Genomic DNA, 14,469 nt, shown 5'->3' with positions numbered 1-14,469 from the left:
TTTCAGGCCTTTTGCGAGATGCGCAGCGCTTGGGCGAGATCATCGATGATGTCGGAGGCGGTCTCGATGCCGACCGACAGGCGCACCAGCTCTTCCCCGATGCCGGCCGCCTTGAGCTGCTCGGCATCCATCTGCTGATGCGTGGTGCTCGCGGGATGGATCACGAGAGTCTTGGCGTCGCCCACATTGGCGAGATGGCTGATCATGCGCAGCTGTTCGATGAATTTTCTTCCCGCAGCGCGGCCGCCCTTGATGCCGAAGGAGACGATCGAGCCGGCGCCGCGCGGCAGCAGCTGCTTTGCGAGCTGATAGTCCGGGTGGGTCTCCAGCGAGGGATGCAGCACCCAGTCGACGGCCTTGTTGGACTTCAAGGCCTCCAGCACGGCGTGCGTGTTCTGCATGTGACGGTCCATGCGCACGGGAAGCGTCTCGACCCCCTGCAAGAGCTGGAACGCGTTGGTCGGCGACATGCAGGCGCCGAAGTCGCGCAATCCTTCCGTGCGCGCGCGCATGATGAAGGCGGCCGTGCCGAACTGCTCGTCGAAGACCATGCCGTGATAGCCGGCATAGGGCTCGGTGAGCACGGAGAACTTGCCCGACCCGCGCCAGTCGAAGCGGCCGCCGTCGACAACCGCGCCGCCGATCGCGATGCCATGGCCGCCGATCCACTTGGTCGCCGAATGCATCACGATGTCGGCGCCGAGCTCGATCGGCCGGCTGAGATAGGGCGTGGCAAAGGTGTTGTCGATCAGAAGCGGAATTTTCGCATCGTGCGCGATGCCGGTGACCCTCGGGATATCAAGGACTTCCAGCCCCGGATTGCCGATCGTCTCGCCGATCACGAGTTTTGTATTCGGCCTGATCGCGGCACGGAACGCATCGTGGTCGCGCGGCTTCACGAAGCTCGTGGTGATGCCGAAGCGCGGCAGCGTGTGTGCGAGCAGGTTGATGGTGCCGCCATAGAGCGAGCTCGACGCAACGATGTGGTCGCCGGCATTGAGAAGCGTGGCGATCGCCAGATGCATCGCCGCCTGGCCGCTGGCGGTGCAGATCGCGCCGACGCCGCCCTCCAGCGCCGCAAGCCGCTCCTCCAGCACGCCCGTGGTCGGATTCGAGATCCGCGTGTAGATGTGGCCGGCGCGCTCCAGATTGAACAGCGCCGCCGCATGGTCCGTATCCTGGAACACGTAGGATGTGGTCTGGTAGATCGGCACCGCACGGGCGCCGGTCGCGGGATCCGGATGCTGGCCCGCATGCAGGCTCAGGGTTTCGAATGCAGGGGGCTTGGGTGCGGGCATGCTTGGCCTCGTTGGTCGGTCGGCGAGGATGGCCGTTGTGCCACAAATCGACGCGCGGCGTCAGCCCATACGTCGACCGGGCCGGATTACGGCGAGATGATGCGGTCGCGCATCGCGATCATCACGGCCTGCGTGCGGGTCGCCGCGCCGAGCTTTTCGCAGCAGCTCTTGATGTGGGCCTTCACCGTGCGCCCCGTGATGTTCAGGGCATCGGCGATCTCGTCGGTGGATCGGCCAAGCGCCGCCTGCGTCAGCACCTCGCGCTCACGCAATGACAACGCGAGCTGCGGGACGTCGGGCCGGCCGCGCAGTCGCAGCGCCCGGTCGAACGCATAAAGCGCCATGAGATGGAGCGCGGGCAGTTCACGGTCCGGCAGCTCGATCGCGGCGCCGCCGAAATAGACCTGCCCCATGCGGCCCGTGGGTGAGGCGACCGGGATCATGAAGCCGTCCACCATTCCGAAGTCGCGGGCGCGCCGCACCAGCTCGGCGGCGCGTGGCTCCCGCTCCGGATCATAGGGCGCCTCCCTGAACCAGCGGAACGGCCGGACCGTTGCCTTGCAATGGCGCAGCGCCGGATCGTCCCAGACATATTGTGCTTTCGAATACATATCCAGGAAGCCGGCAGGCAGCCGTTCGGCGAGAACGGCCTTGCGCGCTGGTTCGGTCGACAGCGGAGCGACATAGGTGCAGCAGAAATAGTCGAATCCATGCTGGCCGAGCACGCGGCCCATGGCGTCGACGACGCTGGCTGCGTCGGGAAGCGTCCCGACCTTCTCGACGAATTCGAACGCGCGACTGCGGATCACGTCCATCCAGCATCCCCCGAGCGGACTTTGACGGATCGGCGCTGCGCGACCCCGCCCACGCATCGAGTGTAGGACGCCGAGTCAGCGCTCGCAACCAGCGGAGCTAACTTCACGTCCGCGGGTCCTCGCAGGCTGGTGACTTGCTATTCGGTCCCGAATTGCCGATGGAATTCATCGCGCTCGAACATCAGACAAAGGGACAAGCCGAATGACTGCCGAAACCATCATGACTGCCGACGAAATCGGGTTGACCAGGGTCGCTCCGGTCTCGCGCCGCGCCTTCATGAGCGCGACCGCGGCGGTCGCAGCGGGCTACACGCTTGCCGCGGGACCCGTCCGCGCCGAAGTCATCACCACCGACACGACCGGCCTTCAGGCCGGAGACGTCCAGATCAAGGTCGGCGAGGGCGAAATGCCCGGCTATTATGCACGTCCGGCCGGCGTCAGCCGCCCGCCGGTGGTCCTGGTGGCGATGGAGATTTTTGGCCTGCACGAATACATCAAGGACGTGACGCGGCGCCTCGCCAAGCTCGGCGCCTTGGCGATCGCGCCCAACTATTACTTCAACAAGGGCCCGGATCTGACCAAGATCACCGACGTCAACGAGCTCCGGCCGATCGTCAACGCCAAGCCGGATGCCGAGCTGTTCGCCGATCTCGACGCCACGGTCGCCTGGGCCGCGTCGCAGGGCGGCGACACCAACAGGCTCGGCATGATCGGATTTTGCCGCGGCGGACGCTACGTCTGGGAATATTCCGCGCACAGCGATGCGCTGAAGGCAGCCGCCGCGTTCTACGGCTCGCTCGTCGATCCTGCCAATCCGGTGTGGCCGAAGAGCCCGCTTCAGCTCGCACCCGAGATGAAGGCGCCCGTGCTCGGCCTGTATGGCGAAGCCGATACCGGCATTTCGGTCGCGCAGGTCGAGCAGATGAAGGCCGCGCTTGAGCAGAACAAGAAGACGGCCGAGTTCAAGCTCTACAAGGACGCCCCGCACGGCTTCCACGCCGACTACCGCCCCAGCTACCGCAAGGACGCGGCGGAGGATGCCTGGGCGCAGACGCAGGCCTGGTTCAGGAAATACGGCGTTCTGAGCTGACGGCTGCGTACGCAGCACGCGGGCGGCGTCATGCGTCGCCCGTCGAGCTGATTTATTCGCGCACCCGTGATCCTTCTTCTCCCGGACTGGAGATGCCGAGCCGCTGGGCAATCGTGACGAGCCGAGCCACCGATTGAACGTTCATTTTTTCCATGATCATTTGCCGATGCGCCTTGATCGTTCGCTCGGCACAGCCAAGTTCGCGCGCGGCATGCTTGTTTGTCTTGCCCTGTACAATGATCTCGAAGACCTGCCGCTGGCGCGGACTCAGCGTCGACAGCCGGGCCCGAAGCGCTTCCAATTCGCCGTTGCGTGCGCGTTCCGTCTCGTAGCGCGTCATCGCCGCTTCGATTGCACTCAGTAGCTCCGTCGAGCTGACTGGCTTGGTGAGGAAGTTGTCTGCTCCCGCCTTGATCGCTTTCACCGTGAGGCTGATGTCCGGGTAGCCGGTCAGAAACACGATGGGCAGCGTCGAGCCGAGCTCGGTCAAACGGCTTTGAAGCTCAGGCCCGCTCAAGTCCGGCATCCGGACATCCAGAAGAATGCAGCCACCGGCATCTGGTTCCGGCGGCTGGTCCAGCAACTGCTGAGCCGATGCATAGGTGACGACGCGGTAGCCGGTCTTTTCTAGTAGTCGCTGGATAGCTGTTCGGAATGACACGTCGTCATCCACGACATGGATGATGCCGCGCATGTTTCTCCTGGGACGAAAAGTAGCTGTGCTTGCCTGTTATTCTTGTTTGTCCGTACAGCGCCTTCACGCCCGGCCAAGTCTCCTTCGCCTTCTATCGATTTGAAATCGTCGAAAGCCAATTAAACTTATGAAAGCTGGGGAGTAATCTCCTTATCGCGAATGCCTGCCATGTGCGCGATCAAGCCAAGCGGTTTTCAATTACCGATGGAGGGCAGAGCGAAGGATCGCATCGCGATAGTTCCGTCGATTGCGTGCCGTTTTTCTTTCCGCAAATTAACGAGGCTTCAGCGCCCAACCCGGATAGAACGGCGAGCGGCGGGGCTTCCCAAAACCAAGACGACAATTGTGAAGTTTGACGAACAGGAGCGCGGTGCGCTGAAGCGTGCCGGCTTTTCCGTCGCGGACGATTACGAAGCGGCCTACCTCGAAGCCCTCGTCGTGATCGGTGCGCACGACGACGAGACCTTGTGGCTGACGATTACTTTGCCGAACTCCACGCGGGTGGTGTGCGCCTTGCCGCGCGCTGAGACCATCGTCGCCATTGATGAGAACGGCTGACACCCGTCCCCAAGATCGGCCGATCCTGGGGCGTCAGTCGCGCGCAGAAAGCGCGCTGCGGCCGCGATCATGGATTTTTGCTGCTGATTTGCCCGACGCGCCAGATGTCTTCGGCATCCCCTGGCGGCGATGGCGCGCTACTTTGCATGGGGTTGTTTTCGATGTTTCGGTTGGGACCGAGACCGACGCCGGTCTCGCGGCTGCCGGAGATGATCGTGGGATGCGCTCGCTAGCCGGAAGGGCCTAGCGGCGGGCGGCGATCGCGGTCAGCTCAAGCTTGACGCCCGGGCCGAGATCCGCGACGCCGACCGCGGCACGTGCCGGCAGATGTTCCGCGGTAAAATAGCGCTTCCAGACCTGGTTGAGCGCCGCCTTGTCGGCGAGATCGGTCATGTAGATCGTCACCTGCAGAACGCAGGAGAGATCTGAGCCGGCCCCCTCGAGCAGGGTCTTCAGCTGGCGAAACACATCGTTGGCCTGCCCCGCCATGTCGAGCCCGGCATCCTCGGGAACGACGCCGCCGAGATAGAGCACGCCGTTATGCTCGACGATCTCGTGGAGCAGTCCTTCATAGGGCAGGGAACGTTTGATCAAGATGGCATCCGTGAGGGGCAGGACGAGACGTCGTCGGCAAATGGGATTGGCTGGTGCTGCCGGACAGGATTGAACTGTCGACCTCTCCCTTACCAAGGGAGTGCTCTACCACTGAGCTACGGCAGCAGATGCTGGCAAAGAATCGGGCCGCGACATGGGCCCACCAAGCGGGGCGATCTCTGCCACAAGCCCCCCTTCTGTGCAAGCGCGCTGGCTCCGCGAAATCGATAAATGGCCCGGTTGCGTGCCCGAAGGGGCCAATTTGCCCCGAAATGACCCGCTTTGGGGCGATTTGGTTCCGCAAAATCCCCAGCCAACTGGCCAGTTGGCCGAAACCCTGAATTCGACCCATTCTGGCCGCTTCGTTGTTTCGGCCGGCCACCGCCCCTTGAGCTGTCCTCGTTCGATGGCATCCTGTCGTCGATCATGATGGTGAGCCCGTAATGACCGAAGGCAACGACAAGACGCGAGCGGGAGATACCCGGCAGGATCGGCTGAAATCGGCGCTGCGCGAGAATCTGAAGCGCCGCAAGGCGCAGGCGCGCGAGCGCGCCGGGACGGCCGGTCCCTCACAGGACGACGAACCAAGCACCAATGAGGAGATCGCCGGTAAGCCCGGCGGCTAGATTTTTGGAATGAGTGAGAGCGGTGATGGCGCAGGATGGACCGGAACGAACCGATGGGGACGCGCTGATCTCACGCTTCTCCCGCCCCGAGCAGACTTTTCCGACGCTGACGCCGGCCGAGGTCGAGCGCCTGCGCCAATTCGGTGAGACCAGGCATTACAAGAGCGGCGAGCTGCTGTTCGAGACCGGCAAGCGCGGGCCGGGCATGTTCGTGGTGCTGTCGGGCCATGTCGCCATCACCCAGCGCGACGGGCTTGGTCACGTCACGCCGGTGATCGATCAAGGGCCCGGCCAGTTTCTGGCGGAGCTCGGCCAGCTCTCCGGGCGGCCCGCGCTGGTCGATGGCCATGCCGACGGCGATGTCGAGACGCTTCTGATCCCGCCGGATCGGCTGCGCGCTCTGCTGGTTGCCGAAGCCGATCTCGGCGAGCGCATCATGCGCGCGCTGATCCTGCGCCGGGTCAGCCTGATCCAAGGCGGCGTCGGCGGCCCCGTTCTGATTGGCCCGTCGCATTCGGCCGGTGTGGTGCGCCTGCAGGGCTTTCTCACCCGCAACGGGCAGCCGCATCACCTGCTCGACCCTGATGGCGAGCACGATGCGGCCGAGCTGATCGCGCGCTATTCGCCCAAGCCCGAGGACTGGCCGCTGGTCGTCACCGCCGACGGCGCCGTGCTGCGCAATCCGACCGAGATCGAGCTTGGACGCGCCATCGGCATGATCGGTGGTCCACGCGGTGAAAAGATCTATGACGTCGCGATCGTCGGCTGCGGACCGGCCGGGCTTGCGACCGCGGTCTATGCGGCCTCCGAAGGCCTCTCGGTCGCCGTACTCGACACGCGTGCCTTCGGCGGCCAGGCCGGAGCGAGCGCGCGCATCGAGAACTATCTCGGCTTTCCGACCGGCATTTCCGGCCAGGCGCTCGCGGGCCGCGCCTTCACGCAGGCGCAGAAGTTCGGCGCCGATATCATGATCCCGATGTCGGCGAAGTCGCTGGATTGCTCGCGCAGTGCCGGCACCTTTTCGCTGGCGCTCGACTGCGGCGACACCTTGCGCTCGCGCGCAGTGGTGGTCGCGAGCGGCGCGCGTTATCGCCGGCCGGAAATCGAGAATTTGGAGAAGTTCGAGGGCCGTGGCGTCTGGTATTGGGCCTCGCCGGTCGAAGCGCGGCTCTGTTCGGGTGAGGAGGTGGCCCTCGTCGGCGCTGGCAATTCAGCGGGGCAGGCCGCCGTGTTCCTGTCGGGCCACGCGAAGAAGGTGCTGATGATCATCCGTGGCGGTGGCTTAGGGGCCAGCATGTCGCGCTATCTCATCGAGCGTATCGAGGCGACACCGAACATCGAGCTCCTGTTCAACACCGAGATCGTCGCGCTCGAGGGCGACGAGGCCGCGCTGCTCCGGCGTATCCGCTGGAGGAGCCGGCTGTCGACCGACGAGGATGCCGCCGATGTCCGCAACCTCTTCCTGTTCGTCGGTGCCGATCCGGCGACCAGCTGGCTCGATGGCTGCGGCGTGACGCTCGATCGCGGCGGCTTCGTCGTCACCGGCGCGCAGTCCGAGCAAAACCAGGGTCGGCTGGTTGCGCCGCTCGAAACCTCGGTGCCCGGCGTCTATGCCGTCGGCGATGTGCGCTCCGGCTCGGTCAAGCGCGTCGGAGGCGCCATCGGAGAAGGCGCGCAGGTCGTGGCCTCGCTGCACGGTTTCCTTGGCGATGCCGCGAAACCGGCGCTTTAATCAAGCATAGGACAAAGCAGGGCCAAGCGAACCGGACTTTGGCGAATCCGACCTGGGCGAATGTAAGTTGGGCGAAAGTGACTTGCCATCCCGCCGGCAACTGCGGACTATCCCCTCATCCTGAGGAGCCGCGGAACGCGGCGTCTCGAAGGATGAAGGCCGCAATGCAACTGCGGGGCCTGCATGGTCCGAGACGTGTGCTTCGCACGCTCCTCACCATGAGGATCGAAAAACGACAAGGTTCAAGGGAGGACTAAATGGCTGAAGTCGTCGTGCTCTACAAGACACCCAAGGATGCTGCTGCCTTCGACAAGTACTACGCCGAAACGCATATCCCGCTTGCCAAGAAGATTCCCGGCCTGAAGAAATACGCGATCAGCACCGGACCCGTCGGAACGCCTTCCGGACCTTCCGGGGTACATCTCGTCGCCATTTTGACATTCGACAGCGTTGCCGACATCCAGGCGGGCTTTGCCAGCCCTGAAGGCAGGGCGGCTGGAGGCGACGTCCCGAAATTTGCCAGCGGCGGTGCCGACCTGCTCATCTTCGATACCAAAGTCGTGTGACGCGAGAAGCGGTCCGCGACGTGCCGACCGGTGCTTCTCAACTGATTTCAATGCCGCTCTGGCGGCCGTCACGTGTGACGGCCCTGCAAAATCAAGGCATGCGTTCGTCGTATTGAACGGCGAACGCATGGCTCAATGCCTGCGTGTGGCGACATCGCATGGTGCAGTCCGATGAGGATCGTAATACCATCCCTGCTTCTCAATGGGGAGAGAGTAGCCATGGTCCTTGGGTTGAGCCTGCCTGCCTTCACGATGCTCCATGTCATCATCAGCCTGATCGCGATCGCTTCCGGCATCGTCGTGATGTTCGGACTGCTCGGTTCGAAGCGAATGCCGGGCCTCACCGCGATCTTCCTGCTGTTCACGATTCTGACCAGCGCCACCGGCTTCCTGTTTCCCTTCAAGGAGCTGTTGCCGTCGCATATGGTCGGCATCCTCTCGCTGGTTCTGCTCGCGATCGCCTGCATCGCGCTTTACGGCGTAAAACTCTCCGGCGCATGGCGGCCGATCTACATCGTCACGGCGATGACCTCGCTCTATCTCAACGTCTTCGTGCTGATCATCCAGTCGTTCCTCAAGGTGCCCGCTTTGGCGGTATTGGCGCCGGCCGTGCCGCCGGCTCCGCCATCGGGACCGGTGTTCGCGGTGGTGCAGGGCATCGTGTTGGTGTTCTTCGTGCTCGTGATCATCGGCGCCTGGCGCCGGTTCAAGCCGATGGCATTCGCCTGACACTCACCACTTGCTCGTCATTCCGGGGCGACGCGTCAGCGTCGAACCCGGAATCTCGCGCAACAGTCTCCAGATTCCGGGTTCACGCTTCGCATGCCCCGGAATGACTCAAGAACAGGGAGCAAATCATGCCCACCATCACCACAAAAGACGGCGTCGAGATCTTCTACAAGGACTGGGGCAAGGGCCAGCCGATCGTGTTCAGCCATGGCTGGCCGCTGTCGTCTGACGACTGGGACGCCCAGATGCTGTTCTTCCTCAATCATGGCTACCGCGTCATCGCCCATGACCGCCGTGGTCACGGCCGCTCCAGCCAGGTCGCTGACGGCCACGACATGGATCACTATGCCGATGATCTTGCTGCGCTCACCGCGCATCTCGATCTGAAGAACGCGCTTCACGTCGGCCATTCCACCGGCGGTGGCGAGGTCGTGCACTACATCGCCCGTCACGGCGAAGGCAGGGTCGCGAAGGCCGCGATCATCGCGGCGGTGCCGCCCTTGATGGTGCAGACGCCGGCCAATCCCGGCGGCCTGCCGAAGAAAGTGTTCGACGATTTCCAGGCGCAGGTTGCGGCTAGCCGCTCGCAATTCTATCGCGACATCGCGGCAGGTCCGTTCTATGGCTACAACCGTCCCGGCGCAAAGCCGTCGGAAGCGGTGATCCAGAACTGGTGGCGCCAGGGCATGATGGGCGGCGTGAAAGCGCATTACGACGGCATCGTCGCCTTCTCGCAGACCGATTTCACCGAGGATCTCAAGAAGATCAACGTGCCCGTGCTCGTCATGCACGGCGACGACGACCAGATCGTCCCCTACGCCGACTCCGGACCGCTCTCGGCAAAGCTTCTGAAGCAGGGCACGCTGAAAACCTACAAGGGCTTCCCGCACGGCACGCCGACCACGGAAGCGGAGACAATCAACGCAGACCTGCTGGCGTTTTTCAAGGAGTGAGACTGGTGCTGAACTCTTCCCTTCTCCCGCCGCCAAGGGAAGAAGGAAGAAGAACGTCACCTCACTTCAAAATCCCCCTGATCGCGTCGAACATGCGCTTGACGAAGGCTTCCGGCTTTTCGCGCGCATCTTCGGTGACCCAGACTTCGCCGCCGACGCGCATCGCGCCGATTGCGATCATCGCGACGAGGCGTGCCCGGAGCTTTTCGGACTTCCTGTTCGTGCGCCGGGCGAGCCCTTCTGCAAGCGCGCGCTCGAGCCGCTCATATTTGAGCTGGTCGCGCGCTTGCAGGATCGGATTGTCGCGCTTGAGCCGCGCCATGGCGAGCGCCTCGCTTGGATCGAGCCGTTTCGTCGCCGCCGCGATGGCATTTTCTGCGGCTGTCAGCATGGATTCGCTTGCAGGGCGTGCTGCGACCTCCTCGGTGAGCGATGCGGCGATATCCTCCTGCCAGGCGTAGACCACGTCCTCCTTGCTCGCGAAATAGTGAAAGAAGCTGCGGCGTGACACCTCGGCGGCTGCGGCGATATCGTCGATCGTCGTCGCCTCGAAGCCGCGCTGGAGGAACAGCGCCATCGCCGCCCGGGTCAGCCGTTCCTGCGTCGCCTCGCGCTTGCGCTGCCGAAGGCCGGTCGCAGGCGCGGATTTTTCCCTCGGCGACGAGGGCTTGGCCCGGTTTCTGGCCGTCTTCGCGGCGGTCAAATTCTCACCTCTTGCAAAGTTGCACTAAGTGCACATTTAGAGCCGTCGCGGGGCGCTTCAATTCAACAAGAACCAACGTGCTGGAGACTGGCATGCCTGACTGGACCACTGCCGATATTCCCTCGCTCGACGGCAAGACCGCTATCGTCACCGGCGCAAACGGCGGGCTCGGCTATGAGACCGCGCTGGCGCTCGCCGGTGCCGGCGCTACCGTCATACTCGCCGGCCGCAGCGAGGCAAAGGGCCAACGCGCCCTCGAGCTGATCTGCAACCGCTTTCCGAACGCGCTGGTTGCCTATGAGGAGCTTGACCTTGCAAGGCTCGGCTCGGTCACCGAGTTTGCCGGGCGGTTCGCCGCCAGCCACGACCGGCTGGATATCCTGGTGAACAATGCCGGCGTGATGGCGCTGCCGAAACGCCGCGAGACCGCCGACGCCTTCGAGATGCAGCTCGGCACCAACTATCTCGGCCACTACGCGTTGACGGCGCATTTGTTGCCGCAGCTTCGCCGTGCGCAGGGCGCGCGCGTGGTCCAGCTCGCAAGCCTTGCGCATCGTTCCGGTCGAATCGACTTCGACGATCTCCAGAGCAAGCGTTCCTATCGGCCCTGGCGCGCCTACTGTCAGTCCAAGCTAGCGATGCTGATGTTTGCGCTCGAATTGCAGCGCCGCAGCAATGCTGCCGGCTGGGGACTGAAAAGCGTTGCTGCGCATCCCGGCTTCGCACGCACCGAGCTGATCGCCAATGGTCCGGGCACCGGTACCCTGTCGTGGCGGATCGGCCGGTTGATCCAGCCCTATATCAGCCAGTCCGCGGCCGAGGGTGCGCTGCCGACGCTGTTCGCCGCAAGCTCGCCCGCTGCGCAAGCAGGCGGCTATTATGGCCCGAACGGCTTCTACGAATTGAAGGGCGCGCCCGCACCGGCGAAGATCATGCCGCAGGCAATGGATCTCGCCTCAGCGGCCATGCTGTGGGATGCTTCGGCGACGCTGACCGGCATATCCTTCGACGAGTTTGCGGCCGCTGCCTGACCGGGAGGTGATAGCGATAGCCTACGGACCACCGGCCGGATAGCTTCTACAGAAACCGCCGCGGTCCGGCTGCGTTGAGGCGCAGCCCGCGACGTCCATGAGAGGTGCAGGCCGATGCCGCCCCAGCTCAAACTGATTGCACTCGATGCCGACGACCTCGCCGTCATCTCCACCCATGTGCAGGACGCGCGGGTGCAGACCTCCGACATCATCTGGCGGCAGGGCGAGAAGCGGCTGGTGGTCGGCATGAACCGGCTGGACTGGGAGCAGACGCTGGACGGCGAGACCGAGCCGCGCCGGCTGGTCTCCGCGCTCCGCTTCGACCGCGTGCTCGCCTGCAAGTCGCGCAATATCGACCTCGCCGCGCCCGAGCGGGTTTTGGACCTCGTCGGCATCGAGTTTCACGACCAAAACGCCCCCGGTGGCAGCGCGCTGCTCCTGTTCGCCCATGGCGGCGCAATCCGGCTCGACGTCGAATGCCTGGAATGCGAGCTGACCGACCTGGGCGCGGATGAGCTCGGGACGGGGGAGGGCGGGGAGGACTAGGGGGTCAAACCGGAACGACATCTCCCAAGGGTTGACGGCGGTGGCCCGCCGCGCCATTGAGCAGGGGACCTGGTGAGCCCGATCCACCCCCAAGACCAGCCAAAAGACCGCCGCAACATGCCCATTCGCCTCGACCGCAGCAGCGCCGATTTCGACCAGCGATTTGCGGCCTTCCTCGCCGCCAAGCGCGAGGTCTCGGCCGACGTCGAGGCCGCCGCGCGCGCCATCGTCGACGATGTGGCCAGGCGCGGCGACGCCGCGCTGATCGAGGCGACGCGCAAGTTCGACCGGCTGGAGCTCGATGCGCCCTCCTTGCGTGTCTCCGCCGCCGAGATCGAGGCCGCGACAAAAGCCTGCGATGCCGCGACGCTGGATGCGCTCAAGCTCGCCCGCGACCGCATCGAGACCTATCACGCGCGTCAACTGCCGAAGGATGAGCGCTTCACCGATCCGCTCGGCGTCGAGCTTGGCTGGCGCTACACGGCAATCGAATCGGCCGGCCTCTACGTGCCCGGCGGTACCGCGGCCTATCCGTCCTCGGTGCTGATGAATGCGGTGCCGGCCAAGGTCGCCGGCGTTGCGCGCCTCGTGATGGTGGTGCCGTCGCCCGACGGTAAGCTCAATCCGCTGGTGCTGGCGGCCGCCCATCTCGGCGGCGTCAGCGAGATCTACCGCGTCGGCGGCGCGCAGGCCGTTGCCGCGCTCGCCCATGGCACTGCGACGATCGCGCCGGTCGCCAAGATCGTCGGCCCCGGCAACGCCTATGTTGCCGCGGCAAAGCGGCTGGTGTTCGGCAAGGTCGGCATCGACATGATCGCCGGTCCCTCCGAGGTGCTGGTGATCGCCGACGACACCGGCAATGCCGACTGGATCGCCGCCGATCTTTTGGCTCAGGCCGAGCATGATACGAGCGCGCAGTCGATTCTGATCACCGACAGCGCGCGGCTCGCCGCCGATGTCGAAAAGGCGGTCGACGCGCAGTTGAAGACGCTGCCGCGCGCCGCGATCGCCGGCGCCTCCTGGGCCGATTTCGGCGCCATCATCATGGTGCAGAACCTCGATGACGCGATCCCGCTCGCGGACGCGATCGCCGCCGAGCATCTCGAGATCATGACGACGGACCCGGACGCGCTCGCAGGCCGGATCCGCAATGCCGGCGCGGTGTTCCTCGGCGCGCACACGCCCGAGGCGATCGGCGACTATGTCGGCGGCTCCAATCACGTGCTGCCGACCGCGCGTTCGGCGCGCTTCTCCTCGGGACTTTCGGTGCACGACTTCATGAAGCGCACCTCGATTTTGAAATGCGGCCCCGATCAGCTCCGTGCACTCGGGCCCGCCGCGATGACACTCGGCAAAGCGGAAGGGCTGGACGCCCATGCGCGTTCGGTGGGATTGCGCCTCAATCTGTCATGAACAAGCCCGCAGACGACACGCAGAACCGAATCGTCGGCGTCACGCTCGACGAGGAATCGATCGGGCGCTCCGGGCCTGACATCGAGCATGAGCGCGCGATCGCGATCTACGATCTGATCGAGCAGAACCTGTTCGCGCCGGAAGGCGCCGACGGGCAGGGTCCGTTCACGCTGCATATCGGCATCACCGGCAACCGCTTGATGTTCGACATCCGCCGCGAGGACGGCGCGCCCGTGGTCGCGCATCTGTTGTCGCTGACACCGTTCCGGCGGATCGTGAAGGACTATTTCATGATCTGCGACAGCTACTACCAGGCGATCCGGACTGCGACGCCTGACAAGATCGAGGCCATCGACATGGGCCGCCGCGGCATCCATGACGAGGGATCGCGCACGCTCCAGGAGCGGCTGAAGGGCAAGGTGCGGGTCGATTTCGAGACCTCGCGCCGGCTGTTCACGCTCATTACTGTTCTTCATTGGAAAGGCTAAACGCGGATGGCTGCGCCCCCACGCGCACGCGATCCGCAATCGGTGCTGTTTGCCTGCGCGCTCAACAGCGTGCGCTCGCCGATGGCCGAGAGCCTGTTGCATCACATGTTTCCGCACGGGCTCTACGTGAAGTCCGCCGGCGCCAGGAAGGGCGAGCTCGATCCCTTCGCGGTCGCCGTGATGGCCGAACTCGGACAGGACATCTCCACCCACAAGCCGCAGACCTTTGAGGAGCTGGAGGACTGGGAGGGGCTCAATTTCGACCTCATCATCACGCTGTCGCCCGAGGCCCATCACAAGGCGCTGGAGCTGACGCGGACGCTCGCCGCCGACGTCGAGTACTGGCCGACGCACGATCCGACCGGCACCGAAGGCAGCCGCGACCAGAAGCTCGCCGCCTACCGCGAAGTCTGCGACCAGCTCCTGCTGCGCATCCGCAAGCGCTTCGCGAAGGCGGGGGCCGCGAGCGGGTAGCTCTCGTGCCCCGGACGCAGCGCAGCGCGTCTTGCGCGATGCGCTGCAGAGCCGGGGCCCATCTCACCGCGAGCGCAAGCCCCTGGGTCCCGGCTCTCCGTCGCGTCATTTCATGCCGCGCCGCGTCCGGGACACGAAACCATCGTAACACCGGCGTCA

At 64.6% G+C, this 14,469-nt stretch carries 17 protein-coding genes and 1 tRNA gene; 12 read left to right on the top strand and 6 right to left on the bottom strand.

The window, feature by feature from the left end; genetic code table 11:
* Positions 1-2 precede the first annotated feature (2 nt).
* Together YUU_RS0101345 and YUU_RS0101340 are read right to left on the bottom strand one after the other, a co-directional pair.
* Entirely contained in the window at positions 3-1,298 is a 1,296-nt protein-coding gene (locus YUU_RS0101345) for an O-acetylhomoserine aminocarboxypropyltransferase (protein ID WP_027520725.1), read from the bottom strand.
* 86 nt (positions 1,299-1,384) lie between these two features.
* The gene (locus YUU_RS0101340) at positions 1,385-2,113 is read right to left on the bottom strand and encodes a LuxR family transcriptional regulator (RefSeq protein WP_027520724.1); all 729 of its coding nucleotides are present in this window, start codon (positions 2,111-2,113) and stop codon (positions 1,385-1,387) included.
* A gap of 202 nt (positions 2,114-2,315) precedes the next feature.
* Here YUU_RS0101340 and YUU_RS0101335 point away from each other — a divergent pair, with 202 nt between their 5' ends.
* The gene (locus YUU_RS0101335) at positions 2,316-3,203 is read left to right on the top strand and encodes a dienelactone hydrolase family protein (protein ID WP_027520723.1); all 888 of its coding nucleotides are present in this window, start codon (positions 2,316-2,318) and stop codon (positions 3,201-3,203) included.
* 52 nt (positions 3,204-3,255) lie between these two features.
* Here YUU_RS0101335 and YUU_RS49855 read toward each other — a convergent pair whose 3' ends face one another.
* Positions 3,256-3,897, bottom strand: a complete 642-nt coding sequence (locus YUU_RS49855; protein ID WP_035660710.1) for a response regulator transcription factor — start codon at positions 3,895-3,897, stop codon at positions 3,256-3,258.
* A 168-nt stretch (positions 3,898-4,065) separates the two neighbouring features.
* Between YUU_RS49855 and YUU_RS58290 the strand changes: the two genes are divergently transcribed.
* Complete coding sequence (locus YUU_RS58290; protein ID WP_156944028.1) at positions 4,066-4,455, top strand: hypothetical protein; 390 nt, start codon at positions 4,066-4,068, stop codon at positions 4,453-4,455.
* 243 nt (positions 4,456-4,698) lie between these two features.
* Here the strand turns inward: YUU_RS58290 and YUU_RS0101320 are convergent, their stop codons facing one another.
* Positions 4,699-5,049 (bottom strand): RidA family protein, encoded by a 351-nt coding sequence (locus YUU_RS0101320; protein ID WP_027520721.1) that lies wholly within the window; start codon positions 5,047-5,049, stop codon positions 4,699-4,701.
* A gap of 51 nt (positions 5,050-5,100) precedes the next feature.
* Positions 5,101-5,175 (bottom strand) — tRNA-Thr (locus tag YUU_RS0101315).
* A gap of 317 nt (positions 5,176-5,492) precedes the next feature.
* Here YUU_RS0101315 and YUU_RS0101310 point away from each other — a divergent pair.
* From YUU_RS0101310 to YUU_RS0101290, 5 genes are all read left to right on the top strand, one after another.
* Positions 5,493-5,675 (top strand): hypothetical protein, encoded by a 183-nt coding sequence (locus YUU_RS0101310; RefSeq protein ID WP_027520720.1) that lies wholly within the window; start codon positions 5,493-5,495, stop codon positions 5,673-5,675.
* A 25-nt stretch (positions 5,676-5,700) separates the two neighbouring features.
* The gene (locus YUU_RS0101305) at positions 5,701-7,407 is read left to right on the top strand and encodes an FAD-dependent oxidoreductase (protein ID WP_027520719.1); all 1,707 of its coding nucleotides are present in this window, start codon (positions 5,701-5,703) and stop codon (positions 7,405-7,407) included.
* 257 nt (positions 7,408-7,664) lie between these two features.
* Positions 7,665-7,973, top strand: coding sequence for an EthD family reductase (locus YUU_RS0101300; RefSeq protein WP_027520718.1), 309 nt, complete (start codon positions 7,665-7,667; stop codon positions 7,971-7,973).
* A 219-nt stretch (positions 7,974-8,192) separates the two neighbouring features.
* Positions 8,193-8,702: a hypothetical protein gene (locus YUU_RS0101295; RefSeq protein ID WP_027520717.1), complete on the top strand. Its 510-nt coding sequence runs from the start codon at positions 8,193-8,195 to the stop codon at positions 8,700-8,702.
* Positions 8,703-8,830: 128 nt separating this feature from the next.
* Complete coding sequence (locus tag YUU_RS0101290; protein ID WP_027520716.1) at positions 8,831-9,655, top strand: alpha/beta fold hydrolase; 825 nt, start codon at positions 8,831-8,833, stop codon at positions 9,653-9,655.
* 61 nt (positions 9,656-9,716) lie between these two features.
* Here the strand turns inward: YUU_RS0101290 and YUU_RS0101285 are convergent, their stop codons facing one another.
* Entirely contained in the window at positions 9,717-10,358 is a 642-nt protein-coding gene (locus tag YUU_RS0101285) for a TetR/AcrR family transcriptional regulator (protein WP_027520715.1), read from the bottom strand.
* A 92-nt stretch (positions 10,359-10,450) separates the two neighbouring features.
* Here YUU_RS0101285 and YUU_RS0101280 point away from each other — a divergent pair, with 92 nt between their 5' ends.
* The 5 genes from YUU_RS0101280 (at position 10,451) to YUU_RS0101260 (ending at position 14,310) form a co-directional block, all read left to right on the top strand.
* Positions 10,451-11,389: an SDR family oxidoreductase gene (locus YUU_RS0101280; RefSeq protein WP_027520714.1), complete on the top strand. Its 939-nt coding sequence runs from the start codon at positions 10,451-10,453 to the stop codon at positions 11,387-11,389.
* Between the two features lie 114 nt (positions 11,390-11,503).
* Entirely contained in the window at positions 11,504-11,935 is a 432-nt protein-coding gene (locus tag YUU_RS0101275; RefSeq protein ID WP_027520713.1) for a DUF2948 family protein, read from the top strand.
* A 117-nt stretch (positions 11,936-12,052) separates the two neighbouring features.
* Positions 12,053-13,348, top strand: coding sequence for a histidinol dehydrogenase (hisD, locus tag YUU_RS0101270; protein ID WP_027520712.1), 1,296 nt, complete (start codon positions 12,053-12,055; stop codon positions 13,346-13,348).
* Positions 13,345-13,836, top strand: a complete 492-nt coding sequence (locus YUU_RS0101265; protein WP_027520711.1) for a UPF0262 family protein — start codon at positions 13,345-13,347, stop codon at positions 13,834-13,836. The genes hisD and YUU_RS0101265 overlap by 4 nt, the downstream gene beginning before the upstream one ends.
* Positions 13,837-13,842: 6 nt before the next feature.
* Complete coding sequence (locus YUU_RS0101260) at positions 13,843-14,310, top strand: low molecular weight phosphatase family protein (protein ID WP_027520710.1); 468 nt, start codon at positions 13,843-13,845, stop codon at positions 14,308-14,310.
* The last annotated feature ends 159 nt before the right edge of the window (positions 14,311-14,469 follow it).

The sequence above is a fragment of the Bradyrhizobium sp. Ec3.3 genome, from assembly GCF_000472925.1.
Classification (GTDB): Bacteria; Pseudomonadota; Alphaproteobacteria; order Rhizobiales; family Xanthobacteraceae; genus Bradyrhizobium.
Note: the sequence above shows the minus strand (reverse complement) of the source record. Positions and strands in the feature narration are given on the sequence as shown.